This window comes from Lysinibacillus sp. FSL H8-0500 (assembly GCF_038051955.1).
Classification (GTDB): Bacteria; Bacillota; Bacilli; order Bacillales_A; family Planococcaceae; genus Lysinibacillus; species Lysinibacillus macroides.
Genome location: NZ_CP150292.1, coordinates 3,527,687 through 3,553,391 on the forward strand (window position 1 = coordinate 3,527,687; position 25,705 = coordinate 3,553,391).

The 25,705-nt window shown below is 36.9% G+C and carries 22 protein-coding genes and 3 pseudogenes; 10 read left to right on the plus strand and 15 right to left on the minus strand.

Going from position 1 to position 25,705, the window contains the following annotated elements; all coding sequences use genetic code 11:
- Nucleotides 1–11: 11 nt before the first annotated feature.
- The 8 genes and pseudogenes from trmB to pepV all read right to left on the minus strand — a co-directional run bounded on the left by trmB (nucleotide 12) and on the right by pepV (nucleotide 6,601).
- Nucleotides 12–659, minus strand: coding sequence for a tRNA (guanosine(46)-N7)-methyltransferase TrmB (gene trmB / locus MHB44_RS16710; protein ID WP_341300107.1), 648 nt, complete (start codon nucleotides 657–659; stop codon nucleotides 12–14).
- Between the two features lie 77 nt (nucleotides 660–736).
- Complete coding sequence (locus MHB44_RS16715; protein ID WP_341302992.1) at nucleotides 737–1,123, minus strand: hypothetical protein; 387 nt, start codon at nucleotides 1,121–1,123, stop codon at nucleotides 737–739.
- A gap of 143 nt (nucleotides 1,124–1,266) precedes the next feature.
- On the minus strand, nucleotides 1,267–2,379 hold the full coding sequence (locus MHB44_RS16720; protein ID WP_341300108.1) for an RNA-guided endonuclease TnpB family protein: 1,113 nt from the start codon (nucleotides 2,377–2,379) through the stop codon (nucleotides 1,267–1,269).
- A 35-nt stretch (nucleotides 2,380–2,414) separates the two neighbouring features.
- A pseudogene (locus MHB44_RS16725) lies at nucleotides 2,415–2,477 on the minus strand (IS200/IS605 family transposase); the annotation flags it as partial.
- A gap of 38 nt (nucleotides 2,478–2,515) precedes the next feature.
- A complete protein-coding gene (locus MHB44_RS16730; RefSeq protein WP_083448625.1) occupies nucleotides 2,516–3,100 on the minus strand; it encodes a diacylglycerol kinase family protein in 585 nt (194 codons plus the stop codon).
- Nucleotides 3,101–3,102: 2 nt separating this feature from the next.
- Nucleotides 3,103–4,107 (minus strand): NERD domain-containing protein, encoded by a 1,005-nt coding sequence (locus tag MHB44_RS16735; RefSeq protein WP_053996607.1) that lies wholly within the window; start codon nucleotides 4,105–4,107, stop codon nucleotides 3,103–3,105.
- A 205-nt stretch (nucleotides 4,108–4,312) separates the two neighbouring features.
- Nucleotides 4,313–5,167 carry a D-amino-acid transaminase gene (gene dat, locus MHB44_RS16740; RefSeq protein WP_053996608.1) on the minus strand — a complete coding sequence of 285 codons (855 nt, stop codon included), beginning with the start codon at nucleotides 5,165–5,167 and terminating at the stop codon, nucleotides 4,313–4,315.
- A gap of 27 nt (nucleotides 5,168–5,194) precedes the next feature.
- Nucleotides 5,195–6,601 carry a dipeptidase PepV gene (gene pepV / locus MHB44_RS16745; RefSeq protein ID WP_341300109.1) on the minus strand — a complete coding sequence of 469 codons (1,407 nt, stop codon included), beginning with the start codon at nucleotides 6,599–6,601 and terminating at the stop codon, nucleotides 5,195–5,197.
- 357 nt (nucleotides 6,602–6,958) lie between these two features.
- Here pepV and MHB44_RS16750 point away from each other — a divergent pair, with 357 nt between their 5' ends.
- The 3 genes and pseudogenes from MHB44_RS16750 to MHB44_RS16760 all read left to right on the plus strand — a co-directional run bounded on the left by MHB44_RS16750 (nucleotide 6,959) and on the right by MHB44_RS16760 (nucleotide 8,256).
- Nucleotides 6,959–7,180, plus strand: coding sequence for a DeoR family transcriptional regulator (locus MHB44_RS16750; protein WP_053996610.1), 222 nt, complete (start codon nucleotides 6,959–6,961; stop codon nucleotides 7,178–7,180).
- A 202-nt stretch (nucleotides 7,181–7,382) separates the two neighbouring features.
- Nucleotides 7,383–7,559: pseudogene (locus MHB44_RS16755) on the plus strand (MFS transporter); the annotation flags it as partial.
- A gap of 163 nt (nucleotides 7,560–7,722) precedes the next feature.
- The gene (locus MHB44_RS16760) at nucleotides 7,723–8,256 is read left to right on the plus strand and encodes a GNAT family protein (protein WP_053996612.1); all 534 of its coding nucleotides are present in this window, start codon (nucleotides 7,723–7,725) and stop codon (nucleotides 8,254–8,256) included.
- 148 nt (nucleotides 8,257–8,404) lie between these two features.
- On the opposite strand, the gene MHB44_RS16765 is transcribed toward MHB44_RS16760, so the two are convergent.
- Entirely contained in the window at nucleotides 8,405–8,815 is a 411-nt protein-coding gene (locus tag MHB44_RS16765) for a hypothetical protein (RefSeq protein ID WP_341300110.1), read from the minus strand.
- Between the two features lie 111 nt (nucleotides 8,816–8,926).
- On the opposite strand from MHB44_RS16765, the gene MHB44_RS16770 reads away from it, so the two are divergent.
- Nucleotides 8,927–9,250: a Rieske (2Fe-2S) protein gene (locus MHB44_RS16770; RefSeq protein ID WP_341300111.1), complete on the plus strand. Its 324-nt coding sequence runs from the start codon at nucleotides 8,927–8,929 to the stop codon at nucleotides 9,248–9,250.
- A gap of 814 nt (nucleotides 9,251–10,064) precedes the next feature.
- A pseudogene (locus MHB44_RS16775) lies at nucleotides 10,065–10,340 on the plus strand (MFS transporter); the annotation flags it as partial.
- A 58-nt stretch (nucleotides 10,341–10,398) separates the two neighbouring features.
- Here the strand turns inward: MHB44_RS16775 and MHB44_RS16780 are convergent.
- From MHB44_RS16780 to asnB, 4 genes are all read right to left on the minus strand, one after another.
- A complete protein-coding gene (locus tag MHB44_RS16780; protein ID WP_053996632.1) occupies nucleotides 10,399–11,895 on the minus strand; it encodes a GGDEF domain-containing protein in 1,497 nt (498 codons plus the stop codon).
- A 154-nt stretch (nucleotides 11,896–12,049) separates the two neighbouring features.
- Nucleotides 12,050–12,763: a pseudouridine synthase gene (locus MHB44_RS16785; RefSeq protein WP_341300112.1), complete on the minus strand. Its 714-nt coding sequence runs from the start codon at nucleotides 12,761–12,763 to the stop codon at nucleotides 12,050–12,052.
- A gap of 10 nt (nucleotides 12,764–12,773) precedes the next feature.
- The gene (locus tag MHB44_RS16790) at nucleotides 12,774–14,387 is read right to left on the minus strand and encodes a polysaccharide biosynthesis protein (RefSeq protein ID WP_083448629.1); all 1,614 of its coding nucleotides are present in this window, start codon (nucleotides 14,385–14,387) and stop codon (nucleotides 12,774–12,776) included.
- 199 nt (nucleotides 14,388–14,586) lie between these two features.
- Entirely contained in the window at nucleotides 14,587–16,434 is a 1,848-nt protein-coding gene (asnB, locus tag MHB44_RS16795; protein ID WP_053996635.1) for an asparagine synthase (glutamine-hydrolyzing), read from the minus strand.
- A 260-nt stretch (nucleotides 16,435–16,694) separates the two neighbouring features.
- Here asnB and MHB44_RS16800 point away from each other — a divergent pair, with 260 nt between their 5' ends.
- Nucleotides 16,695–17,945, plus strand: a complete 1,251-nt coding sequence (locus MHB44_RS16800) for an NAD(P)/FAD-dependent oxidoreductase (RefSeq protein ID WP_341300113.1) — start codon at nucleotides 16,695–16,697, stop codon at nucleotides 17,943–17,945.
- Between the two features lie 37 nt (nucleotides 17,946–17,982).
- Here the strand turns inward: MHB44_RS16800 and MHB44_RS16805 are convergent, their stop codons facing one another.
- Nucleotides 17,983–18,675: an AIM24 family protein gene (locus MHB44_RS16805; RefSeq protein WP_341300114.1), complete on the minus strand. Its 693-nt coding sequence runs from the start codon at nucleotides 18,673–18,675 to the stop codon at nucleotides 17,983–17,985.
- A 217-nt stretch (nucleotides 18,676–18,892) separates the two neighbouring features.
- Nucleotides 18,893–20,164, minus strand: coding sequence for an OFA family MFS transporter (locus MHB44_RS16810; RefSeq protein WP_341300115.1), 1,272 nt, complete (start codon nucleotides 20,162–20,164; stop codon nucleotides 18,893–18,895).
- A 902-nt stretch (nucleotides 20,165–21,066) separates the two neighbouring features.
- Here MHB44_RS16810 and MHB44_RS16815 point away from each other — a divergent pair.
- From MHB44_RS16815 to MHB44_RS16830, 4 genes are all read left to right on the plus strand, one after another.
- Nucleotides 21,067–22,638 carry a sensor histidine kinase gene (locus MHB44_RS16815; protein ID WP_341300116.1) on the plus strand — a complete coding sequence of 524 codons (1,572 nt, stop codon included), beginning with the start codon at nucleotides 21,067–21,069 and terminating at the stop codon, nucleotides 22,636–22,638.
- Nucleotides 22,635–23,303 (plus strand): response regulator, encoded by a 669-nt coding sequence (locus MHB44_RS16820; RefSeq protein ID WP_341300117.1) that lies wholly within the window; start codon nucleotides 22,635–22,637, stop codon nucleotides 23,301–23,303. The genes MHB44_RS16815 and MHB44_RS16820 overlap by 4 nt, the downstream gene beginning before the upstream one ends.
- A 236-nt stretch (nucleotides 23,304–23,539) precedes the next feature.
- Nucleotides 23,540–24,583 (plus strand): DctP family TRAP transporter solute-binding subunit, encoded by a 1,044-nt coding sequence (locus tag MHB44_RS16825; RefSeq protein WP_341300118.1) that lies wholly within the window; start codon nucleotides 23,540–23,542, stop codon nucleotides 24,581–24,583.
- Nucleotides 24,584–24,640: 57 nt separating this feature from the next.
- A complete protein-coding gene (locus MHB44_RS16830) occupies nucleotides 24,641–25,687 on the plus strand; it encodes a DctP family TRAP transporter solute-binding subunit (protein WP_341300119.1) in 1,047 nt (348 codons plus the stop codon).
- The last annotated feature ends 18 nt before the right edge of the window (nucleotides 25,688–25,705 follow it).

Genomic DNA, 25,705 nt, shown 5'->3' on the forward strand with positions numbered 1-25,705 from the left:
TACTCCCCCTACTATTTAATGATAAATTGCGATTCTAGTCGATAAATCGGCTGTCCCTTTGCAGAAAATTTCTGCTCATATTCTGTCATCACATTATCCTCTGGCATGTTAGCATGTAAATCAAGTGAAACATATTTTAGCAACATACCATATTCAGACATGCTGATTAATGAATACTCGAACAGACTACGGTTATCCGTTTTAAAATGGATTTCCCCATTATCCACCAAAATCGACTCATATAATTTCAAAAAATCCTCATGCGTTAAACGTCTTTTGGCATGACGTTTTTTTGGCCAAGGATCTGAGAAATTCAGATACACACGTGATACATCATTTTTATCGAAGAATTTATTTAAATCCGCGCCATTTACTTTTAATAAACGTAAATTGGCTGGAGACTTTGCCTCTAAAATTTTCTCTAATGCACAAACAATTACACTATCATAAAGCTCAATACCGATATAGTTAATATGCGGATTTTGCAATGCCATTCCTAATACAAATTGCCCTTTTCCAGTACCCACCTCAATATGGATAGGCTGGTCATTGCCGAAAATAGCCTGCCAATTTCCTTTAAAGTCCTCTGGCTTTGGAATAATCACCTCTGGATGATTATCAATCATTTCCTCCGCCCAAGGCTTATTTCTTAATCTCACTGTTCTTCCTCATTTCTGTCTTGTAAAATTATTGATTTTTTTATAGTATAACGTATTCCTCTTTAATTCGCATAAAATTATTGCGAAATGATATCTCCATTTTGTGCTATAACCTGCCACGCTTGCTGTTGCACTGTACAATGAATAGTTGTATCCTGCTGAACCACCCCAATATAATTACCATCTGTATGGCAATCTACCGGATGTTCCTGTACAACAATATCAAAATATGGTCCTTGTAAAAAGGTAATCTCTTTAAATTTAGTATGCTTTTCAAAAAATACAGTGACAAAGGCAAATAATAATTTTATTGGAGAGATGCCATGCACAATTGTTAGATCGACTAGCCCATCATCGGGTCTAGCAGCAGGGGATATTTTCATCCCTCCCCCAAAGTAAGGCTGATTACTTACTGCCACAAACCATACCTGTTGAAAATGCCATGCTTGTTTATCTGAATGTATTGTTACATCGAAACAGGTGAACTACTCCCACCACTTACCACCCTTGCGAGTCGCTTGAAGTGGGGGCTTCTCGACTTATCGTTGCTTTTACTAGCCAACGAAAACTGACCGAGCTACCCCTCTTGTTCCAAGAGTTTTGGTGCTTACGATAACGCTAATAGGCGTATACCTTCGTTTTTGATATTGATTGCTGCATTATAGTCTCGATCTGCCACATAGCCGCAGGAACAATGGTAGGTGCGTTCAGATAGTTTCATCGGTTTTTCTGCACCACAACAAGAACACTTTTTAGTGGAAGGGAACCACTTATCAATTTTCACAAGTTGTTTCCCTTGTTCCTTTAGCTTATACGCGAGGAAAGTAGTGAACATCCCCCAACCGTTGTCGTGAACGCTTTTTCCAAAGCGAAGGGCTTGAGACATTCCTTTCATGTTCAAGTCCTCCATCACAACAGCATCAAAATTAGAAGCTAACTCTTTTGACTTATGGTGAAGGAAATTCATGCGTTGGTTTGCTACTTTTTCATGTAACTTAGCCACGACTAGCCGTTGCTTGTGCCAACGTGCAGAACCTTTCTTGCGTTTCGATAGAATACGTTGTGCTTTAGCTAATTTTTCTGACATGACACGATAATAGCGAGGATAATTGGCTTTCTCATTCTCACTACTCACGTAAAATTCAGCCATAGCAAAATCCAGCCCAACGACATTTTCTATTTTTTTAGGCTGTATGTCTTTTTTGTATTCTGTTAGGACAGAAACATAATATTTTCCTGAGTTTGTTCTTGAGATTGTACATGATTTTAGTTTGTAATCCTTAGGAATTTCTCTATGCTGTTTGATTTTCACAAGTTTCAGTTTTGGTAACTTGATATGACCATCTTTCCATTCGATATTTCCATTGACAAAGTTAGTTGTATAGGATTGTTTTGTTTTACGGTTTTTGAACTTTGGAAATTCAGCATTTCCTTCAAAAAAGTTCTTATAAGCCGTCTGTAAGTTCATTTGTGCATTCGCTAAAGCGAGTGAATCCACTTCTTTTAGGAATGGAAATTCACCTTTATACTTTGCAGGAGTCGGAAACTTTTGCTTTTTAAGTGCTTCTTTATCATTCTTAAACTTTTCATACGTTTCTTTGCGTTCAGCTAACATCTTATTGTAGACAAAGCGAACACAACCAAATGTCTTAGCTAATAAGACGGATTGTTCTTTGTTTGGCAACAAACGAAATTTGAAAGCTTTGTTTTGTTTGGTCATATCAATTCACCTCACTTTTGACCTTGATTTTCAATCTATTTTTTGATGGTATCTATTGGGACACCGCCTGTTGGAAGTAGGCAGAAGCTTCTTGACCAAATATACCTCCCACCTACTATTGGTGCTATTCGAACCTTCACATTCCTTCAGGATGGGAGACTTCTTTCGGAAAGCCGTTAAAACGAAATAGCCCTCTTATCACAGCAGCAGCATATGACAGCTTGCCTAGTCCTAATTTATTGAGATACAGCTTAATGCGAGATGTATTGATAGCTTTTGTCACATATGCATCAAACCCTATACCTGTATTATTGACAAAGATTTTATGGTGATGATCGCCAAGTTCAATGAACCCAGCATCTATCTTTGTAGTGACCATAGCTGTTTTTACATAATCTTCGATTTGCCTAGCATTGCGAAAGGTAGGGAAATAACGTGCAAAATCATTACCAGAACCAGCACACACAACACCGATTAAAACGTATTCATTATGTACGATAGCACTTACTGCCTCATGAATTGTGCCATCACCCCCAACAATTACAAGCAGTTTTTTACCCTGATGTTGCTGTGCCCAGTGTTTGACTATTACTTGCCCATGTCCTTCATAGGCTGTAAAAGCTACTTCATAGGCAATTGTTAGCTGTTGTTGGAGCTGTTGCCAAACCTTCTTCCCTCTACCATTGCCAGCAGCTTCATTGACAATAAATAAGATTTGCATGCTTAGTCCTCTGCTGAATGGTTCGTTTGCTGCCAAATATCGCGATTAAAGGATGTTGTTTGCACATTATTTAAAATGGTTTGGGCAGCACGAATCTGCATATGTTTCATAGGGGAGGACACTTTTCTTAACTGCTCAATCCATTCTCCATAATTACGACGATCGACAAAACGCACTCCAAACGGTGAGCCAGGATAGTCAAAATAGCCATTACGCGTTAGGATGACCTTGCGGATAGGCATATTAATATGATCTTGTTTAAATAATTGCGTCAGCACCGATTCCATACGTCCTAAATTAATGGTTGGATTCAACACTTTTGCATCCTTTGTGCCTACTTTTTTTAGCCAAAAACGATCACTGCCACCAACATATACAGCTTGATTTTCAGCCTCTAAAACCGTAATACAAATGCATTCAGTCGGTGACATTAGCACTACATCAAGTTCAATCGGTGCTTTTCTTATTTGTAATATCGGGTAATAAAACAATAAGTAGTTATCTGGTAACGTTTGCAATAACATGCGTAGTAAAGAGTCACGCATAAAGCGAGGATCTACATAAGATTTCTCTCGTAATGTTGAGCTCGCCCATTTTATTTGAAAATGGAAAAATTGATCAATAAACATTCGTTTTAGCTCATGAATGGATTGTGGTGCATAGACAATTTTAGGCTCAAATGTTAAGGTTGTTTCTTCTTCAGGAATGGTGTCCTCATCGCTCACAAGTTCAGTTGAGATTTCTAATTGTTCTACATCCTCTACTATTTCTTTTTGCCGTCCAGCAAATATTTTTTTCAAGAAAGAAAACCTTTCCTTTTCTTCAAAAACATCCGTTTCTGCCTCATTGTCGACATGTTGCCATTCGCTAATATCCTCCCCCAATTCCCATTGACGCTTAATGCGCTCCCATTGATTTTTCTTTAGGCGAACAAATTGTGTTGGATATCTTGCTAAATCAATTTGATAGCGTGAAATATAATCTTGTAATTTCACCAATTGTGCCATATAAAGGTCACCCCATTCTTCCTTACCATATCTTTTGTTCTCTTTCTATGACAATTATTGTGTTCGAAAAAGAGGCAGTTGTAGTTATTACATCGACATTTGTACTGCAATGTTCAATATGTAAAATTGTTCTATTACTCTGTTTTTTATTTTACCATTAAAAAGAGAACTATCCATATAGAATAGTTCTTCTTCCAAGATGTGTTTATTTTGTATTTGATGCAAGTGGTAATTTCGCCTCAAAAGCCTGTTGTAATTTACGTGTCCATTCCCCTGGAGCGCCAGCACCGATTTGATGACCATCTATATCGATCACAGGTGTTATTTCAGAAGATACAGATGACACAATCACTTCATCCATTGTTAAAACATCTGCTTTTGTCATTGGTTCTTCAATAACAGGTAAATGAATTTCTTCTGCACATTTTAAAATAACTTGACGTGTAATACCATTTAAGATGAAGTTATTCGCTGGATGTGTATAAAGCTTACCATCTTTAATACCGTATACATTTGCGGATGAACATTCTGTTACGATATCTCCACGATGTAAAATCGCTTCATAGCAACCTTTTTCAGCAGCCTCTTGCTTAGCAAGTACAGCCCCAAGTAAATTTAAGGATTTAATATCACAGCGTAACCAACGAATATCTTCTACAAACGTAGCCTTCACCCCTTTTTCAAAGTTTTCATATGCACGTTCACCAGCTTTTACATTACCCGTTAATACAGCTGGAACACTTGCATCTGGAAAAACATGATTACGGGAATTAGCACCGCGTGTAATTTGGAAATAAACATGTCCTGTGTCCAAATTATTTTTCTCAATGAGGTCATGTAATAATTTATGCAGAACGTCTTTTGTGTAAGGAATAACAAGACGAATTTTTTCGGCGCTCGCATAGAAACGATCAATATGCTCTTGTGCTGTAAACATATGTCCGTTATATACTTTAACTACTTCATAAATACCATCACCAAATTGATAGCCTCTGTCTTCTGGTGATACTGTAATCGATCCTTCTTCAACAATTTGATCATTCCATAATGAATATGCCATATTTCGTTCATCCTTTTCGTCTTTGAGTTATTTTCTTCCTGCAAGCTCAACAATTGCTTCAGCATAAATAGCTGCTGCCTTCACAAGATTTTCCACCACGACAAACTCATCGGCTCGATGTGCAACATCTGGCTCGCCTGGGAATAGCATGCCAAATGCCACACCTTTTTTCATTACCCGTGCATACGTTCCACCACCTGTAGATAATAAAGGTGTTGTGCTATCACCTGTTTGACGTCGGTAGATGGCTGCCAATGTTTGAATAAATGGATCATCCTCACTGACGTAATGTGGTTTGGAGTCATCTTGTATATCTAATGAAAATCCCTTTTCAGCGGCTAATCGCTGGGCAGCTGTTATTTTTTCATCAAATGGATACGTTACAGCGTAGCGCATACTTATTATCAAGCTGCCACCTCGCTGAACATCATAGCTAACAACCCCTGGATTTAATGTTGTTGGGCCTGACATTGCATCCTCAAATTGTAAATCAAGCTGATGTCCATAATGATCCTGATAAAAAACATCTGCAATAAAATCAACAAATTGCTTACTTGCTTCTGTCGTTAACATTTGCTGTAAAAATTTCGCAAGATAAACAGCGGCATTGATCCCCTTATCAGGCTCCATTGCATGCGCTGCTTTACCTTTGATAGTTATTATATAGCGAGAACCCTCTAATAATAAAGAGCCTTCTAGCTGATTTTTGCTTAAAAATGATCGAAAATTCTGTTCGACTGATGCTGAAACATGTTGAAGCACTGCTTTAGCAAAATCAGGTACCATATTTGGGCGCTTTCCTGCATTAAATAGTAGTAGCTGTTCTTTCGTTGCATCACCAGTTTGATGTTGAGAGAATGCAAGCTCTGCAATGCCTTTTTCAGCATTAATGAGCGGGAAATCCGCATCTGGTGCAAAGCCGATCGTGGGCATTTCCTCTTTTTTAAAATAGTGGTCGACACAGCGGAATCCTGTTTCTTCATCCGTACCAATAATCATACGTACTCTTTTTTCTAATGGAATACCTGCATCCTTTACAAGCTTCATAGCCATCCATGCTGCCATAGTAGGACCTTTATCATCAATTGCACCACGCGCATATACTTTACCATCTGCAACCGTGCCGCTAAATGGTGGATATGTCCAATCTGCCTCATCACCAATTGGCACAACATCAACATGGCATAAAATTCCTAACAAGTCTTCACCTGCACCCATTTCAATATGCCCAGCGTAGTTATCGATATTTTTTGTTGGTAGTCCTTCCTTGTGACCCTTTGCTAATAACCATTCTAGCGCTTGCAGTGGACCATCACCAAAAGGTACTTCAGCAGTAGCCGTTTCCTCATCGAGCACACTATCAATTTGCACAAGCTCCTGTAGCTCCTGTATTAATTCATCTTGTCTGTCTTTTGCAGCTTGTAACCAATCCATATGATGTACCTCCTTCAATGTCATAACATTATTCTACACTTTACAACATAGATGACAACTATCTTGCTAACAACTATTTGCAATCGCTTAGATGAACACTACCATATATAGCATGATTTACCCATACCTCCACAAAATACAGTATAAATTTTATATTTCAATTGTAAATTTCTCTTGCATTCACTAGAAAATCAAGTAGTTTTTCTATATAATAAAGTTATCAGAATAATTGTTCTGATCATCAAATTAGAAAAGGGGATGTCTAAGGCAGCTATTTAAAAAGCCTAAGTGCACTCCGCACATATTGTCGTCCGCTAGTCTTTGCCAAGAGAATTAAGATGAAGGAGTGGTTCATTTATGAAACCAACTACTGATCGAATGCTTAATCGTATTAAAGACGTGTACATGTTTATTTTAGACAAAGGAACCGTGTCTACACAGGATTTAGTCGAAGAGTTTAGTATCACTCCTCGCACCGTTCAAAGAGATTTGAACGTGTTAGCCTTTAACGATTTGGTGATGAGTCCAAGTCGAGGCAGATGGACAACGACGAAGAAAAAAGTAAAATTAACGTCTTAGTTTTATGTTTTGTATGTAAAACATTGAGTAGGGAAAAAGAATGACCTTTCGTCGGGGTCATTCTTTTTTGTCGTTTTGGCAAATCGCTCAATCTCAGGCTTATTTTGCGTTATTTACCCTCTTACGATAATTTTCACTATTTACAGCTACTTTATAATCCGTTAAACTCGAAACATTCTACATCTTGAGAGGGGGAGTTTCGATGAAATTATCAAAATTGTTTCATCCATTAGTCTGGATTATTTTAGGTGGAACGATTTTTACACGGATTGCAAGCTTTATGGCAATGCCCTTTTTGGCAATTTATTTACATAATGAAATCCAAGCCTCTCCATTACAAATAGGGTTGACCATTGGCATAGCACTATTGATCTCTACAGGAGGGGAGTGATTTTATACACAATTAAGCGAGCGTTTTTGTATATAGATTGGTTGACATTTGTACCTTTAAAAATACATTTAATAATTCACATTTTTTATCACTTATCCTTAAAAATTGTTATAATATTCCTTACAAGAGAAAAAAGGAGGAGAGGATTTGTATGATAAAACTACAACCTTTTACTAGAAATGATTATAATGAATTAATCGCCAATATAGACTCAAAAAAAATGTTGCTTCAATGGGCAGGACGTGCCTTCGAACATCCATTAAATACCCAACAGCTCGATAATTACTTAAATAACAATACTAGAATTATATTTAAAGCAGTAAATGATTTAAATTATTCTATTGGACACATTGCACTGCAAGATATCGATTTCCAAAACAGGACTGCTCGGATTGGTAAAGTATTAGTATTTAATAATACCGAAAGAGGAAAAGGGTACGGATTAATGATGATCCAGCGTGTTCTAGAGTTAGCTTTTAAAAAATATGATCTTAATCGAGTAAGCCTAGGGGTTTTTGACTTTAATGAATCTGCTATTCGTTGTTACGAAAAGGCAGGGTTTGTAAAAGAAGGGTTATTAAGGGAAGTATGTAGATATGAAAATGAATTTTGGAACCTATACGAAATGAGTATTTTGAAAAGGGAATGGACAATTCTTAAAGAAAGGCGCAGTGAACAAAAATAGATTCACTCCAATGTCTTATAATTAGTGATTTTCTGCGGATATTCCAGCAAACACAGAATTCGGGCTGAAAAATAAACATTATAAAAAAGCTTGTAGACTCGTCTAACAACGTTTGGTTTGTCTACAAGCTCACTAGAAACGTCTGATTTTACCTTACTAAAAATTTTATATTATTAGTAAGATAATCCGAAAACTCTTTAACTTGATAATTAGTTTTATTTTTGACAATGATATATCCTGCTGTCCTTGACCATGAAGAAGTTAAAAGAGGTATAGTATCTCCCTTATTTACAGTAATGTTGAAATCTATTATCTCATTTTTATACTTGTCTAATATATCAAGATTTCTAATATCCTCCAAAATTCCGGCATTAGGCATAAAAAATTTAATTGCAGTTCCACATATAGCGTATGTTTTTATCGCTGTAGACATATTGCATAGCATTTTAATGTAGTTTTCATATACATTAAAGTCATAGGCATGCTCTATTAATGTTAAGATATCGTCACCGGGGACTCTTCCAGCGCATTCAATTAGCTTAGGTCCTTCTTTCGTCACAATCCATTCAGCATGGAGTATCCCCGTCTGTGCAACTAATATATTTATTAATTTTTCTTGATTTTTAATAATTTCTTGTTCCTGTTGCTTTGTTACTATTCCGGGAACTATATGTCCGCTTTCAATAAAATAAGGAGTACCAAAGGAAAATATACAGCAATTAAAAATTCATGTCCTCATCAAGGAGCCCCTTTATGCGAAGGCAGAGTAGAGGGCATGACAGTGGTTAAAAAAAACAGAGAACTCGAATATATAAGAGATGGTGAAATTCTGAGATGTCCATGGCACGGTTGGGAATTTGATTTATTAAACGGTAACTCCATTTTTAACCCATTAAAATGCCGAACAAAAGCTTATAAGGTTACCATCGAGAAAGATCCAGTTGAAACTTATCCTGTTACAATTGAAAATGAATATATCTTTGTTCATATATAGGAAAGGTAAAGTGTAAAAAATTAAAAACAACTTTATGTAAAATTTAAAAATATACACCAATTGTACATACATGAGAAATATACAGCAAGCCGCTTGTTTAAAGTTAAATCAAAATTAGTTTCTGATAACTATATTTTGAATCCAGTCTTAGTTAAAGAACTTCCGGATTCAAAATATCTAGTTTTAGATGAGCACACAGAGTAGAAACATTAAAATTTTAGGTTATAAAAATATTTCCATATAGATTTTTAATGATTTGGATATTCCAGGATAACATCCAACTGAACCGAAAGAAATCACTTTATGAAGCCGTCCGATAGGCACCAATGTGACCGCTGATTTTACTTGCAAGCTCGGAACATCACAAAAAAAGACAGAAAATAGCATCGCGTTGTGCAGTTCTTGGATTATGAAGGTAGAAGATTTAGCGTCATCATAAGCCTGATGGGCATGACAGCAGAGGAAATTGCCGATATGCACAAATCACATTGAATAATCGAGTCCTTCTTTCGTTGGATAAAGCAGAATCTGAATGTACCAGTTCTATTCAGCACGACCAAAAACGTGGTGTTCAATCTGCTGTTCGCAGCATTGATCGTATACTTTCTACTCAAATATCTTCATGCGCAAGGACACAAAGGAACATACTGTAAACCCTTGTCATTCGCAGGCTTTCTCTGCCTACTTCTTTATGATGAAGTGCCGATTGAATGGGGTTTAGAAATCAAGGAGTTAGTGGAATGGCTGTAGAGTCTAACAATGGGTAGGCTTTATAATTTTGGTTAATCAACACGCGTGACTATTTGGATTTGCCAATAATTATGTACTCTATATTATAGCAATGATTATTTTTACAATCGGCGAAATCTTCGCCTTTCCAACAATGAATGTGATGATTGATGAAATTGCACCTGATACACAAAAAGCCACTTATCTAGGAGCTGCACAGTTTAGAAATTTAGGAGGCTTTCTTGGTCCTATTATTGGTGGATGGCTATTAACCCATTATACGGATGCGCTGTTTCCGATTATCGCTATCCTTGTACTGTGCAGTTGCTTATTTTATAGAGCAAAAAAGGTTGTCCATTAAAAAAAGCTCCACTTCTATTGGATTAGTCATATAACGATCCGTAGAATGGAGCTTTCTATTATTCTTTGGTGGCAGCGACTTCTGCATAGCTAGAATATTGGTCTTTTCCAGCATGTTTAGATTGATAGAGTGCGTGATCTGCCCGTTTAAAAAGAGTTGTTTCCGTATCTTCACGATGATAAACAGCACCGCCCAAGCTGACCGATAATACAGACCATTGCTTACCTCTATATCGAGCTGCTCGTATTTGTGTTAAAATGGCATTGGCGATTTGCTGCATATGAAGCTCTGTCGTATCATACAGAACAACGGCAAATTCATCTCCTCCAAACCGCACGACAAAGCCATTGTTTTTTACTACCTGCTTTAAAATTCTAGCTGTTTCAATCAGGATCGTATCCCCTTCGACATGGCCAAATTGATCATTGACTTGTTTAAAGTTATCTAAATCTACCAACAATAATCCTGGTGTCTTGTTTTTCTGTTTTCTTATTAATTTATCAAACTTTCTGAGATAAGTTGCTCGATTATAAACACCTGTTAACGGATCAAACGTGGCAAGCTGCATCGTTTTGGATAAAATTTTATTAATCACTAATAGCATGATAAAGGAGGTTAACAAAGCAATCGTCAGTGTAAACCAAAATTGCTGCGTGTTTTTTTGAAGCGCCTCCAATTTTGTAAAATTACCATACTTTACATAGACAATTCTTTTGGAGGACTCCCCTCTTACTGCTTCCGCTTCATAGGGTAAAAAAAGATGTGTTTCGGTAAGACCATGATCCAAGGTCTTTTGATATTCAACAGGCTTCATCTTTTTTAACGCAAGCCCAAAATACTGCTGAAACAGCTCTGATTGATCCTGCACTGTAATTCTTTTAGCCTTAGAATTACTAAAAAATACACCACCTGCATTAATCGTTTGAATATCCATTAAATCGGTGTATTTTCCTATTAAATAATTTGCAGTTTTTTCAAAATTAAAGGTTTGAAAGATGGGATCATCCAATAAATTCATCCCAAGCTCTAGTATATATTTTTTATCGTGCGTGGCGAGATAGCCATACTTTCGGTATTCTCCAGTAGTTGTTGAAATATCGATGCCATCTGTATAAAATTCACCACTAGCACGTCGCTCATCCAATAATGTAGAAAAACGTTGACAGCATTTAGCAAAGCTCAAGCCTAGATCCTTGTAAAATGTTGTGTAAACGACCGTATTCGTTTGATCTAATATGTATATATCCATTCCAATGCTATCTTTTATTTGTTCTAGGTCCCAAGTAGCAATGTTCGGGTTCTCTCGATAGTAGGTGGCTAATTTTCTCAGTTCCTGCTCTAACTTATCTGAGCTATTTTCATCAAAATAAAACTGTGCTGAATCTACCGCTTGCATATCTGTCAAAATATGACTTTCAATTAAGCCTCGATTAATAGCCATTTGTTTTTCTATATCTGCTACTAATATTTGCCTGTTTACATATGAAACAACAGCCACAAGTATAACTGCAAAAGTTATTAAAGATAGTAATAATTTAATACGTAGGTTTTTCATTATCATTGCCCTCTATTTACTTTCGCCATCATTTTTTAGAAACTGGTTTCTTCTATGGCTATACCACCATAACATATTTTATATTATACAGTGACTCTTCATATACTGTATACAAAAAATCCCTCGATGCTAATCAGATAGCATCGAGGAACTGTTACTGTTGACTTTGTAGATGATCTAGCTCTTCTGGCGTTAACGCTCGATATTCACCTAATGCTAGACTGTCATCTAATGTTAGAGATCCCATCGATAGACGCTTTAGGTATGTTACATGCTTGCCAACAGCCTCAAACATGCGCTTAACCTGATGAAACTTTCCTTCCTGTATCGTAAGCTCGATTTCCGATTGCTGGGCAGACCTTAAAATGACGAGCTTGCCTGGCTTTGTTAGATAACCATCATCTAGCTCGACGCCAGCAGCAAATTTCTCAGCGTCCTCTGCTGTTACTACACCATCAATCTGCGCATAATAAACCTTTGGCACATGCTTTTTCGGTGATAATAAATTATGCGCTAATACGCCATCGTTGGTTAATAATAATAAGCCTTCCGTATCTTTATCTAGTCGACCAACAGGAAAAGGTTGAAAATGCTGGTGTAAAGGCTCTAATAAATCAATCACCGTTTCCTCTCGTAAATCTTCTGTTGCAGAAATAACACCTGGTGGTTTATTCATCATAAAATAAACAAACTCTGTATAAACAACATGCTCTCCATAGACAGCAACAACCTGCTTATCAGGATCTACATGTAATGCTGCATCCTTCACATAATCACCATCTACGGTTACAGCTTTTTGTTTTAACAGCTGCTTTACTTCCTTACGAGAACCATAGCCCATATTTGCTAGTAATTTATCTAAACGCACCGTACCACTCCTATTTAATTCCCAGTTTGCTTGTAATGCGTGTTAATCGTTCACCCAGTAATTTTTGTGCTAGTCCTAAACGCAATGACAGGAAGCCATACACGACTATACCGACACCTGCACAAATAATAGAAACTAATAATGCCGAAAGTTTACTATCAACAGGTCCCATTGTTACTTCCAATAGCTTGTGTACAAGCAACACATTAATAGCCATTGTGATTGTTAAGAGAACAATTAATGCTACGCGGCGCACCACTACGTCGGATCGATAATTCAACGTTTGGCGTAGCACTAATATATTAATTAGTATAGATACACTATAGCCTATAGCTGTTGCAACAATCGCACCATCTGCCTCTAACCAACGGATTAATGGAATATTTAGCGCTAGCTTCACCAAAATTCCTGATAGTAAGCTAAGCACAATCCACTTTTGAAAGTCAATGCCTTGTAGCAAAGCTGCTGTGACTTGGAATAAGGCAAATAAAATTGCCACAGGTGCATAATGCGCTAAAATGGTAGCACCCATTTCACTTTCAGAATACAGCATAAAGTAAATTTCATTGGCTAATAGTGAAATACCTGCTACCGCTGGCAATGTAATAAAAATCAAAATTTGATACGTTTTATCCATTGCATGACGTAATGCTAAATACTCACCTTGCGTAAAGTACTTAGTGATAGTTGGAACAAGTGCCATCGAGAAGCCTGTTGCTAGCATAACAGGAATAATCACAACCTTATGGGTCATAAAGTTGATCATTGATAAATAAGTATCTGTTACCTCTGCTAATCCAATAGACGTCATAGCTCCGTTAAACGTCAGCATATCAACTAATTGGAATAATGGATTGGCTACCCCGACAAATACCATTGGAATCGAATAGGTAATCACTTCTTTATAAATATTGGATATTGGTAGCTGTGTAGAAGTCACACTTTGGCTACGTAATAAGTTAAATTCAGGCTGATATTTTTTCCAGTAATAATAAAGAACACCTAATCCACCGATTGCCCCGATAAATGCAGCAAACACAGCAAAGGAGATGGCTGTCTCTGGTTTTCCTTTAAACACAATAACCACTAGGAACGATCCACCAAGTAACACAACAATTCGCACAATTTGTTCCACCAATTGGGAAACGGCGGTAGGCTCCATTTTGTCGTAACCTTGGAAGAAGCCACGCCATAGACTCATAAATGGTACTACGATTAAGGCAAAGCTAACCCATCGTATTACTGAAGCAATCTGTTCAACTGTAAAGACCTGCTCCTCACTCTTAATAACTAGCCCTGCTATTGGGGTTGCAAGTAGAAAGAGGGCAATAAATGCTGCAAAGCCTGTCGCCATCATAATCAGTATGCCGGATTTCATCAGCTTGCGACCTGATTGATAATCCCCCATTGCATTATATTTGGAGACAAATTTAGAGACGGCTATTGGCGCACCAGAAATGGCGATTGCCAGCATAATCGAGTAGGGAATGTATGCATATTGGTAAAGCGCAATGTTCTTCTCGCCGACAATTGCATAAAACGGAAAAATATAAATTAATCCGAGTACCTTCGATAAAAACATCCCCATTGTTAATATCGCAGTACCTTTCATTAAATTGGACATCATACCCATCCATTCATTGTAAAATCAATATTCTTATCGTAACATTTTTACATCGTTCTGTGATAAGTAAACCAATTGTAATCTTACCATAATTTTAGAAAATGGAACCTATAAATCGTTGAAAAAGTTTACTGCAAAAAAGGGCTTAAAATAATCGGTGAGGATTATGACAATCCCCACCGATTACAGTGCCTCACTATTACATGTCCACAAAGAACTTTTTATACCACACTAAAAATACATAGGCTGTCCAAATATAACGCGCACGATTTGCCTTCCCTGTATAATGCTCATCTAAATAGCTCACTAATTGTTGTGTTTCGAAGAACTCATTGGCAAAGTCAGTTGTAAACATTTCTTTAACCATACTGTAGTATTTTTCTTCGCGCAACCAGTGACGAATCGGTACCGGGAATCCAAGCTTAGGACGCTTTGCCCATTCCTCTGGTAATTCTTGATGAGCAGCCTGACGTAGTACATATTTTGTATCGATATCATTGACACGGTATCTCGATGGAATATTTTTTGCTAATTCCATCACTTCTTTATCTAAAAATGGTACACGTAGCTCAATAGAATGTGCCATACTCATTTTATCTGCCTTTAATAAAATATCGCCGGGCATCCAAAGATTTAAATCTAAGTATTGCATTTTTGTCACATCGTCATCACCTGGTACTTCATCATAAATACGCTTGGTAATCGATTTAACAGATGGTGCATTTTTATAATCTGGCTTTAACACATGAATAGCGTCTACTTCATCCCATACAACCGCTTCCCCTATAAAACGTTCCTCTACAGTTTGACCACCTTTAACAAGGAAGTTTGTATAAGAGTTTTTCGGTAGCGCCTCTGCCATACTGCTTAGCTTTTTTCGAAGACCAAATGGAAGCTTTTCATATTTTTGCATTTTCCCTGAGTTTTGATACCAAGAATAGCCACCAAAAATTTCATCAGCGCCTTCACCTGATAGCACAACTGTTACATCCTTAGAGGCAAGCTCAGATAAGAAGTAAAGTGGCACAGAGGATGGGTTGGACTGAGGCTCATCCATATGCCATTGAATTGTTGGTAAAGCCTCAAAGCATTCATCTGCTGTAATATATTTACGTTCATTTTGAATATTTAATTCATCTGATAATGCTTTAGCATGATGTGTTTCATTAAACATATCCTCATAGTCTGCAAAGCCAACTGAAAAGGACTTATCAGGACGTAATAAGGATGTAATATAACTTGAATCAATCCCACCTGAGAGGAATGAGCCAACCTTTACGTCACTAATTTTATGCGCCTCCACAGATTCTTTAACAGTTGAACGGATATCTGTAATATATTTGTCAATTGGCGCTTCTTGTGCATGGAATTTTTTATCCCAATATTGGACAAGCTGCTTTTGACCATTTTGAATCAGCATATAGTGAGCTGGTGGCAATTTAAAAACGCCTTTAAAGAATGTTTCATCCATTGAAGAATATTGGAATGTTAAATAAGGACGCAATGCCTTTTTATTTAATTCTTTAATAAAGGAAGGGTGCGGTAAAAATGATTTAATTTCCGACCCGAAAATAAATGTGCCGTCTGTTGTATGCTCAGAGTAATACAATGGTTTAATGCCAAAGCCATCACGCGCAATAAACTGTAGATCATTCTTTTTATCCCAAATACAGAAGGCAAACATCCCACGTAGCTTTTTCACAAAATCTACACCATATTCAACATAGCCATAAATAAGAACTTCACTATCTGACTGTGTTTTAAATGTATGACCTTTTTCAATCAGGTCTGCACGCAGCTCCTGAAAGTTAAAAATTTCTCCATTAAAAACAAGCACAATATTGCCGTCTTCACTATATAATGGTTGATTCGCTACCTCTGATAAATCAATAATACTTAATCGACGGAAACCTAATGTTACTTTATCGTCACTATGAATACCACCGCTATCTGGTCCGCGGTGAATAATTGTATTCATCATATTTTCTATTGTTTGATGATGATCAATCACATTTGTTCCATTAATATAACCTATAAATCCGCACATTCTATTTTTCACCTCATAATTTAGTGCATAACCTTTACCATAATAGCACGAAAAGACATTTATTTCATGCTAGCAATCCAATTGTATAACAAATTGTTTGTGTTTCATTGTACTATAAATGACTCTTTACATTAAGAGAAGAGATAAAGAATTATAAAGCACTTTTCTATTCTTTTCAATGCGAAAGAAGCCCTTCCCTCTATAGACTTCATGTATAATAGGAAAGGTTCCTAATTTGCACAGAAAGTGAGTTTCTAACTATGTATGATGTAATTGTAATCGGCGGTGGCCCTTCTGGTTTAATGGCGGCGATTGCTGCTGGCGAGCGTAACAAGAAGGTTTTGCTGCTAGAAAAAGGCGCAAAGCTTGGCAAGAAATTAGCCATTTCTGGCGGTGGGCGCTGTAATGTAACAAATCGTTTGCCTGTTGAAGAAATCGTCAAGCATATCCCTGGCAATGGTCGTTTTCTCTATAGTCCATTTACAGTTTATAATAATGAAGATATTATCGCATTTTTTGAAGGGCTTGGTGTGGCTCTAAAGGAAGAGGATCATGGACGTATGTTCCCTGTATCTAACCGTGCACAAGATGTTGTGGATGCATTAATTCGTCAGCTTCAGCATCTGCATGTCGAGGTTCGTTTGCATACAGCCGTTAGTAAGCTTGTAATGGATGATGAAAAAATTTTAGGTGTGCGTCTTGCAGATGGCTCAGAAATTCGTAGCCAAGCGGTCATCGTGGCTGTTGGCGGGAAAGCTGTACCACAGACAGGCTCAACAGGCGATGGTTACCCTTGGGCAGAACGTGCGGGTCATACCGTAACAACATTATTTCCAACAGAGGTCCCTGTACTCTCAAAGGAGGATTTTATTCAAGCACGTGAGCTACAAGGGCTAGCATTACGTGATGTCGCTGTTTCTGTTTTGAACAAAAAAGGCAAGGTGCTTGTTACCCATCAAATGGATATGCTGTTTACCCATTTTGGTTTAAGCGGCCCTGCTGTTTTACGCTGTAGTCAATTTGTGGTCAAGGAATTAATGAAAACAGGCTATGAGCCCGTGACGATGCGTATTCAAACGCTTGTTGATCATAATGAAGAAACTTGCCTGCAATCCTTAAACAAACTGATAAAGGACGATCCAAAAAAGGCTGTAAAAAATGTGTGGAGAGGTATTGCTCCTGAACGCTGGCTATTATTTTTATGTCAGCGCGCAAAAATTGATGTGCAAATGACGGGTACTGAATTGTCCCAAGAAAAAATACGTCAATTGGCACGTCTACTTGTCAACTTTACATTCACTGTTAGCGGTACACAATCTCTCGATAAGGCTTTTGTAACAGGTGGTGGCATCTCTGTCAAAGAAATCGAGCCGAAAACAATGGCTTCTAAGAAAAAGAAAGGCTTGTTCTTCTGTGGTGAAATCCTGGATATTCATGGTTATACAGGTGGCTATAATATCACCTCTGCCCTTGTTACAGGACGAATCGCCGGTATGCATGCAGCATTATAATAAAAAAGCGTGTCCTAAAAATAATGGACACGCTTTTTTAGCTTTCACCTGACATATAAACTTCTTCAAATGGCTGGATAATAACAAAGCCTTCACCTGAAAAAGCCATTTGGATGGATTCACCACTACCACGTCCGATAAATGTACGGAAGCTAATATCTGTTTTAAACTCAGGCATTAAATTACCTGACCATGCAACCGTTGCGTGTGGATCTGTATAGACCGTTTCGCCTGGCTTCACCAATAATGTCAATGGTTCAAAATGTGTGGTAATCGCTACTTTCCCTGTTCCCTGTAATGTGACATTAAATAAACCACCTGACATAATCCCAGCCATCTTACGCATTAACCGTATATCCCACTCAATGCTTGGCTCAAACGCCAGTAAATCATTGCCGTTGACACAGATACTTTCCTTATTCAAATCAAAAACGGTAATTTTCTTTCCTTGATCTGCTAAATAAAGCCGACCTTTCCCACTCGCTTTCATGAGTTGCGTACCTTCACCTGTTAACGCCTTTTTAAACATTTTGCCAAGCCCATGCTCTAGCACACGTTCACGTTCAAATTTAATATCGCCTGTGTAAGAAATCATCGCGCCCATTTTAGACCATACATCACCATTTAGATTAACCTCTAACACACGCTCTGTTTCTAGCTCGAAATAATCATTTTCCTGATCATCCTGCTGTGTTTTACGCACAAACTCGTTTAAAGAAAATTTTCCCATTACAAATCCCTCCCTATTTATCTTATATACGTTGTTTTGTATAAAAGGATTCAATTTTTCATATTCAATGCATGAAATCTCTTTATTTCCTAGAAGGCGATTGACAGCAAATCTACACTGTTATATATTAAATAAAGATTGTTATATAACAAAGGCTAGCAAAAAAGACTATATAAATGTCCTATGTGAAATGACATCTATATAGTCCCCGAAAGATTTATTGTGTTGTCGAAACATCTCCAACATTTTGTGACGCTGCTTTTAAAGCGATTTGTTTACGCACATTTGCACGTAATGTAATGGAGATAATTAATGAAGCAGCAATTAGCCCTGCAAATACATAGAATACAGGAATATAGCTTCCATATGAATTTTTAATCGTGTTGACTAACAGCGGTCCAAAAATACCACCTAATGACCAAGTTGTTAATAGATAACCATGAATCACACCAAGCTGCTTTGTACCAAATAGATCACTTGCAAACGCAGGTAGGTTTGAGAAGCCACCACCATAACAACTAACAACTAAGAAAATAAGTGCTTGGAAAAGTATAACGTTTGTTGTATGTGGTAACACGATAAATGTAATTAACTGCGCTGTAAAGAAAATAACGAAAACATTTGAACGACCAATATAATCAGACACAGCAGCCCAGATTAAACGGCCACCGCCATTGAATAATCCCATAATCCCTACCATTGCTGCAGCTCCTGCCACTGATAGACCCACAATTTCCTGTGCCATTGGAGAAGCAACAGAGATCATCATAATACCTGCTGTTACATTGACTAAGTGCATTGACCATAGCATCCAAAAATTCTTTGTTTTCACAGCTTCACGTGCTGACATTACTGCTAAATCTTTTTTGACAACCGCTTTGCCACTGTCAGCAGCAGCCTTCATATTTGCTGGCATATAATCAGGCTTAGGCGGTGCTATATAGGAAGCCCCTACAATCATTAACGTGAAATAACTTGCCCCTAAAATAAAGTATGTAGTAGAAATACCCACTGCCTCCATTAAGTTAGCTGCAACGGGCGCTGTAATCAATGCACCAGAGCCAAAACCAAGCACAGCCATCCCTGTAGCTAAACCACGGCGATCTGGGAACCATTTTACGAGTGTCGATACAGGCGCAATATAACCAATCCCCATACCTAATCCACTTAAAACGCCATATGTTAACCAGTACATTACTACGGAATCCATTGCAATCGCTACACCTGCACCAGCCTGTCCTGCTCCAAATAACACAGCTGCTACCATTGCGGATTTACGTGGTCCCATCTTTTCTACTAGGCTACCAAATAATGCAGCCGCAAAACCTGCAAGCCCCATCATAATGGTAAAGGCCACTGTTACATTTGTCTCACTCCATCCCATCTCTGTAACAATCGGTATCTTATATACACTATATGCATAGGCTCCACCGATTGAAAGATGAATCGCAATCGCTGATAATGCAATTAACCATCTATTTTTATTCATAAATTCTCATTTCTCCCCTCTTTTGCTACCTGTGAAAATTCTATGAACGTCCATGTAAAACAATTTACCACTAAGAATTATTCAAATGCAAGATATTTTTCTAAAAAATATTATTTCTCCAAAAAGTTTTTTATTTTAAAATCCTTGCTTCATATTATCAAAACCTTACAACACCTTAGTATAACCGGGTTTATCTAAGAAAAATCAGTGCATCATTTAGCTAACATTACTTTTCTACTCTATTATGTAAATAATATTTCATTTTATTAAAATAATTAACTTTGTGTATATTTTCACATTCTCTGGTGATTTCCTTATCTTATCTAATTTAAATTTTATGTATATTCCCTCCTCATACAAAAATTTCAAATAAGAAATATTAAGAATAAGAGAGAATTTTAATCCAAAAATACCTCATTTTTATTGAGATAAATTAAAGACAACCATCCAAAAGCAATCATTCATTCATCTTTTAATGAATTTATAGGAAAATAAATCAAATATATGCTTCGTATATTCACTACTAACTAATTTTTATTTTTATATTTTTATTATTCGAATATATATTTTTAAACATCTGACAATGTACACCCCTAAATAATAGATACCTATTTTATTAAATTATTACTACGAGCTTTTTACAGATTCAACGGTAAAAGCCCTCTCACACTGTTGCTTCAATCTTCCACTTATCATACGGATTTTAGGGAACCAAATAATTACAACGTTATACATAGCAAAAAACTGTTATATTACACAATTAAAAATAGTCTTTTCTATGAATATTGTATTACAACAAGCAAAAGATTATGTTAATTTATAATAGAATGAATTTCTTCATTTGTTTTTCTTGTATATCTAAATAGAGGTGATCGCTTGCTTAAAGGAGTATCCATCGTCCTATGAAAAATATTTCGCTACGATTAAAAATGTTTATTTTTTCATTTATCATTGTTATTTTCTCAATTGCTACAAGTGGAGCAATTATGATTCATAATCTTGCTGTAGCTCTTGAAAAAGAATTTGGTGCACGAGCCATTGCCATTGCCAGAACTGTATCCCAGCTAACAGACGTGCAAAACAATGTGGGGAAGCCTACAGGTTTTGACGTTATTCAACCGATTGCAGAGCGTATTCGCCTAACAACAGATGTCGATTACATTGTGATTATCGATATGAACCGTATTCGCTACTCACATCCCTCTGAAAAACGGCTTGGCACAGTTTTTGAGGGAGGCGATGAAACTGAAGCATTTTCACAACATGAATATATATCAAAAGCACGTGGGGTTTTAGGTTATTCGATAAGAGCTTTTGTACCTATTATGAATGAAGATGGTACAAAGCAAGTCGGTGTCATTACTGTTGGACTGCTTGCCCCAAAATGGTATGACCTTGTAGATGAATATCAATTGGACATATTAATGTCTCTGTTTTGGGGTCTAGCCATTGGTTTAGGTGGGTCTGTCTGGGTAGCTAACCACTTAAAGCGACAAACACTGAACTTAGAGCCCTATGAAATAGCTCGTTTAGTGGAAGAACGCTCTGGTATTATTCAAGCCATGGACATTGGTATTTTAGCTACAGATGAACATGCAAATGTCACCTTTATTAATGGACTCGCAAGGCAATATACGCATTTCTTTGGACAGCAAATTTCGAGAAAAGCTTTATTTCGAGGAACTTGGCTAGCAGAAGATATGCTACAGCAGCATGAAGCGTATCGACCACTTTTAATGTTTGACCAGATGTATTTAGTGCGTACCTTCCCCATACGCATTATGGAACGTAATGCTGGCTATCTTATTATGCTGACAGATCGAAAAGAGGCCAATATGCTAGCCGAGGAACTAACAGGTATCAAAATACTGGTGGATTCATTACGTGCCCAACAGCATGAATATATGAACCGTTTACATAGCATTGCAGGATTAATTCAACTGGAACGAGATGAAGATGCTCTAAGCTTAATTATTGATGAAATAACAGATGAGGAAGAAATTATTCAAAGCTTACATGATAAAATTCAAGACTATTCCATTCAAGGATTATTACTCGGTAAATTTTCACGTGCGAAAGAGCTTGGTGTAGAACTGAGCATTGATGACAGTTCAATGCTTATGGATTTTATCAGTGGTTTTTCCAGTGGCGATATGGTAACCATTATTGGTAATTTATTGGACAATGCTATGGAGGCCTGCTTTGACCGTCCACATAAGGATGTTCATCTTACATTAATTGGCGATAAGCAGCATTTATTTATTGAAGTACAGGATAGTGGTAAAGGAATTGCTGGCAGTGCACAGCAAATTTTTGATTATGGCTTTACGACAAAAGGTAAAAGTGGACATGGTATTGGACTTGCCCTTGTTAAACAAATTGTAGAATCGAACAATGGAATTATTCAAGTAGAATCAACCGTCAATGTTGGAACAATAATTACAATCGAAATAGGGGTGACTGAAGAACAATGAGTAATCTATCCGTATTTATCGTAGAAGATGATCCAATGGTACTTGAGGTTAATAAAGGTTTTTTAACGAGATTGAATGGTTTTCAACTTGTAGGTGAATCTGTAAATGGCCATGATGCCTATCAGCAAATTATAAAAAAACAGCCAAACCTCGTTTTACTAGATATGTTTTTACCAGATATGACGGGGATGGAGCTATTTTTAAAGCTTCGTGCAGAGCGTGTGCCCTCTGATATTATTATGATTACTGCGGCAAGGGATGCACCTACAGTACAAGAAGCTCTTCGACTAGGAGCTATCGATTACCTTATTAAGCCATTTCGTTTTGAACGCTTTGAAAAAGCCTTACAACAATATAAAAGCTCTACTAAAAAGCTCCAAAGCTCACAAACATTCCGTCAAGAGGATATCGATCAATGGCTGGGTATTCAACATGAGTCATTGGAGCTTCCAAAAGGATTAAATATACTAACCATGCAGCAAATTCTTGATTATTTAACAACACATCAAACAGCCATCACCTCTGAACAGCTTGCTCAAAATGTTGGGATGGCTAGAGTAACTGTACGAAAATATTTAGACTTTTTAGCAACAAAAGGAACTGTCAAAATTGAATTACAATATGGAACAGTGGGCCGGCCAACAAAATATTATTCTATTAAATAATAAGAATCTGCCTTTTTCTTGGAGATTAAAATCTCTTTTAGTTACTATCCCAAAGAAAAAGACAGATTCTTTTTCTATATTTAGAAAAATATCTGTCTTGTAACAGTTTATTAAAATAATGAATTGTTATATACCATAAATACCAAAATGTCCATTAAAACCATAATATTGAGTATTTATCGAAATAGGCTACAATCAAAACTGTTCACATCTTATAAAATTAGGAGTGAATTTCTATGTGGATCAATCGTTTAATATACATTTCTGGTAGCGTTCTCATTTTGCTGACAATTATGTTAGTTTCATGCCAAGAAGACGTTTACCCTACTGATAATGAGCAATTAAGTCATGAGGAACAAATCGTTATTCGATTTTCGCATGTAGTCGGTGAAAACACACCTAAAGGTATGGCAGCCTTAAAATTTGCAGAGTTAGTGAAAGAACGTAGTAATGGCTATATCGAAGTTCAAGTGTTTCCAAATGGTGTTCTTTATAAGGATGGCGAGGAGCTAAATGCGCTATTACGTGGCGATATTCAAATGATTGCCCCTGCCATTTCAAAAATTACAACACTTGTACCTGAATGGTCTGTTATGGATTTACCTTATGCATTCCAAAATGCAGATGAAGTTCATACATATATTGAGAGTCATGTTGGTCAAACTTTAATGACCAAATTAAATACCCATAATCTATTGCCAATGGGTGTCTGGGATAGCGGGTTTAAGCAGCTTAGCAATAGTATTCGCCCTATCAAAACCGTACAAGATTTACAGGGCTTGCGTGTAAGAATTATGCCTAGCGATATTTTAGCTGAACAATTCTCTATTGTAGGTGCCTATCCAAAGCACATTGATTTTAATACTGTCTTTCATCAGCTGCAAAAAGGCAATGTTGATGGTCAGGAAAATACACTGACAAATATTACAAGTAAAAATTTATATTCGCTGCAAGACTATTTAACCATTAGTAACCATGGCTATCTTGGCTATTTATTATTAATGAATCATGAGTTTTGGAACTCGCTCCCAAAGGATGTGCAAACACTACTTATTGAGACATTAGAGGAAGTAGAAGAATGGGAGTGGCAGCTTGCAGAAGATTTAACGGCAGAGCGCCTAGAGGAAATGGAAGCATGTGATTGTATTCAAATTCATCGTTTATCTGATAAAGATCTGGAGGAATGGGCATCTACCTTTGAGCCTGTTTATCGTTATTATGCGGATAACTATGGCAAAAAATATATTGAAGCACTTCCGAAAAATCAATCACAGCACTAACTTGGGTTCAGAAGGGAAACCTTTTAACTATAAACATAACATTTAGGGGGATATGTAATGAAAAAATGGCTTCTTATGACGCTTATGGCTGTACTCGTGCTTGCATTAGCAGCTTGTGGTGGCGGTGACAAAAAAGAAAACTCTGCTCCAGCAGCAGAAGGCGATGGTGGTTATACAAAAGAAAAACCACTTGTGATTAAATTTTCACATGTAACATCTATTGATAGTGTTAAAGGAAAAGCAGCGGATGCATTCGCAAAATTAGTAGATGAAAAAACAGAAGGTAAAGTGAAAGTAGAAGTTTACCCTTCTTCTCAATTATATGGTGATAACGATGAGTTAGATGCACTTGTATCTGGGAATGTTCATATGATTGCTCCTTCTGTCACAAAAATGGTAAAAATCGACCCACGTTGGCAATATGTTGATATGCCATATCTTTTTGAAAATCAAGAGCATGTTCGTAAGTTCTTTAATTCTGATTTAGCAAAAACAATTTTAGAATCCGATCAATTAGCAGCAAACGATATTAAAGGCTTAGCTTTCTGGGAAAATGGCTTTAAGCATTTCTCAAACAATAAGCATCCACTTGTCAATGTCGAAGATTTTAAAGGCTTAAAATTCCGTGCACAGGCAGGAAAAGTACTAGAAGCTCAATTTAAAGCATTAAATGCTGGCTCTGCAACAATTGCTTTTGGTGAGACATATGCAGCATTACAGCAAGGTACAGTAGATGGTGCAGAAAATCCATTTAATAATTTCGATACGCAAAAATATCAAGAAGTACAAAACTATCTTTCAGTATCTGCACATGGTCGCCTAGACTACGCGATCTTTGTTAATAAAACATTCTGGGAAGGTATCCCTACTGATTTATTAGCAGCAGTCGAGGAATCCTTAGATGAAGCAACTACATTAGCTTGGGATTTAGCAACGGAAGAAAATGAAAAATCCTTTGAAAATATTAAAAACTCTGGCATCGAAGTAACAGAGTTAACTGATGCTCAAAAAGAAGCGATTAAGACACAGCTTGAACCAGTATATGAAGAATTTACTGATGTTATTACAGAAGAATTAATTAATGGTATCCGTGATTTAAAATAACAAAAAATATCTTACTAT

Coding starts and splice junctions, on each gene's coding strand:
- asnB (WP_053996635.1), bottom strand. CDS start 16,434: ATGTGCGGATTTATAGGTTATATTAATGGAACAAATGTGATTGATCAT.
- MHB44_RS16720 (WP_341300108.1), bottom strand. CDS start 2,379: ATGACCAAACAAAACAAAGCTTTCAAATTTCGTTTGTTGCCAAACAAA.
- MHB44_RS16825 (WP_341300118.1), top strand. CDS start 23,540: ATGTGGATCAATCGTTTAATATACATTTCTGGTAGCGTTCTCATTTTG.
- MHB44_RS16830 (WP_341300119.1), top strand. CDS start 24,641: ATGAAAAAATGGCTTCTTATGACGCTTATGGCTGTACTCGTGCTTGCA.
- MHB44_RS16805 (WP_341300114.1), bottom strand. CDS start 18,675: ATGGGAAAATTTTCTTTAAACGAGTTTGTGCGTAAAACACAGCAGGAT.
- MHB44_RS16735 (WP_053996607.1), bottom strand. CDS start 4,107: ATGGCACAATTGGTGAAATTACAAGATTATATTTCACGCTATCAAATT.
- MHB44_RS16820 (WP_341300117.1), top strand. CDS start 22,635: ATGAGTAATCTATCCGTATTTATCGTAGAAGATGATCCAATGGTACTT.
- pepV (WP_341300109.1), bottom strand. CDS start 6,601: ATGGATTGGTTACAAGCTGCAAAAGACAGACAAGATGAATTAATACAG.
- MHB44_RS16800 (WP_341300113.1), top strand. CDS start 16,695: ATGTATGATGTAATTGTAATCGGCGGTGGCCCTTCTGGTTTAATGGCG.
- MHB44_RS16750 (WP_053996610.1), top strand. CDS start 6,959: ATGAAACCAACTACTGATCGAATGCTTAATCGTATTAAAGACGTGTAC.
- dat (WP_053996608.1), bottom strand. CDS start 5,167: ATGGCATATTCATTATGGAATGATCAAATTGTTGAAGAAGGATCGATT.
- MHB44_RS16730 (WP_083448625.1), bottom strand. CDS start 3,100: ATGCAAATCTTATTTATTGTCAATGAAGCTGCTGGCAATGGTAGAGGG.
- MHB44_RS16760 (WP_053996612.1), top strand. CDS start 7,723: ATGATAAAACTACAACCTTTTACTAGAAATGATTATAATGAATTAATC.
- MHB44_RS16780 (WP_053996632.1), bottom strand. CDS start 11,895: ATGAAAAACCTACGTATTAAATTATTACTATCTTTAATAACTTTTGCA.
- MHB44_RS16790 (WP_083448629.1), bottom strand. CDS start 14,387: ATGTCCAATTTAATGAAAGGTACTGCGATATTAACAATGGGGATGTTT.
- MHB44_RS16770 (WP_341300111.1), top strand. CDS start 8,927: ATGTCCGCTTTCAATAAAATAAGGAGTACCAAAGGAAAATATACAGCA.
- MHB44_RS16815 (WP_341300116.1), top strand. CDS start 21,067: ATGAAAAATATTTCGCTACGATTAAAAATGTTTATTTTTTCATTTATC.
- MHB44_RS16810 (WP_341300115.1), bottom strand. CDS start 20,164: ATGAATAAAAATAGATGGTTAATTGCATTATCAGCGATTGCGATTCAT.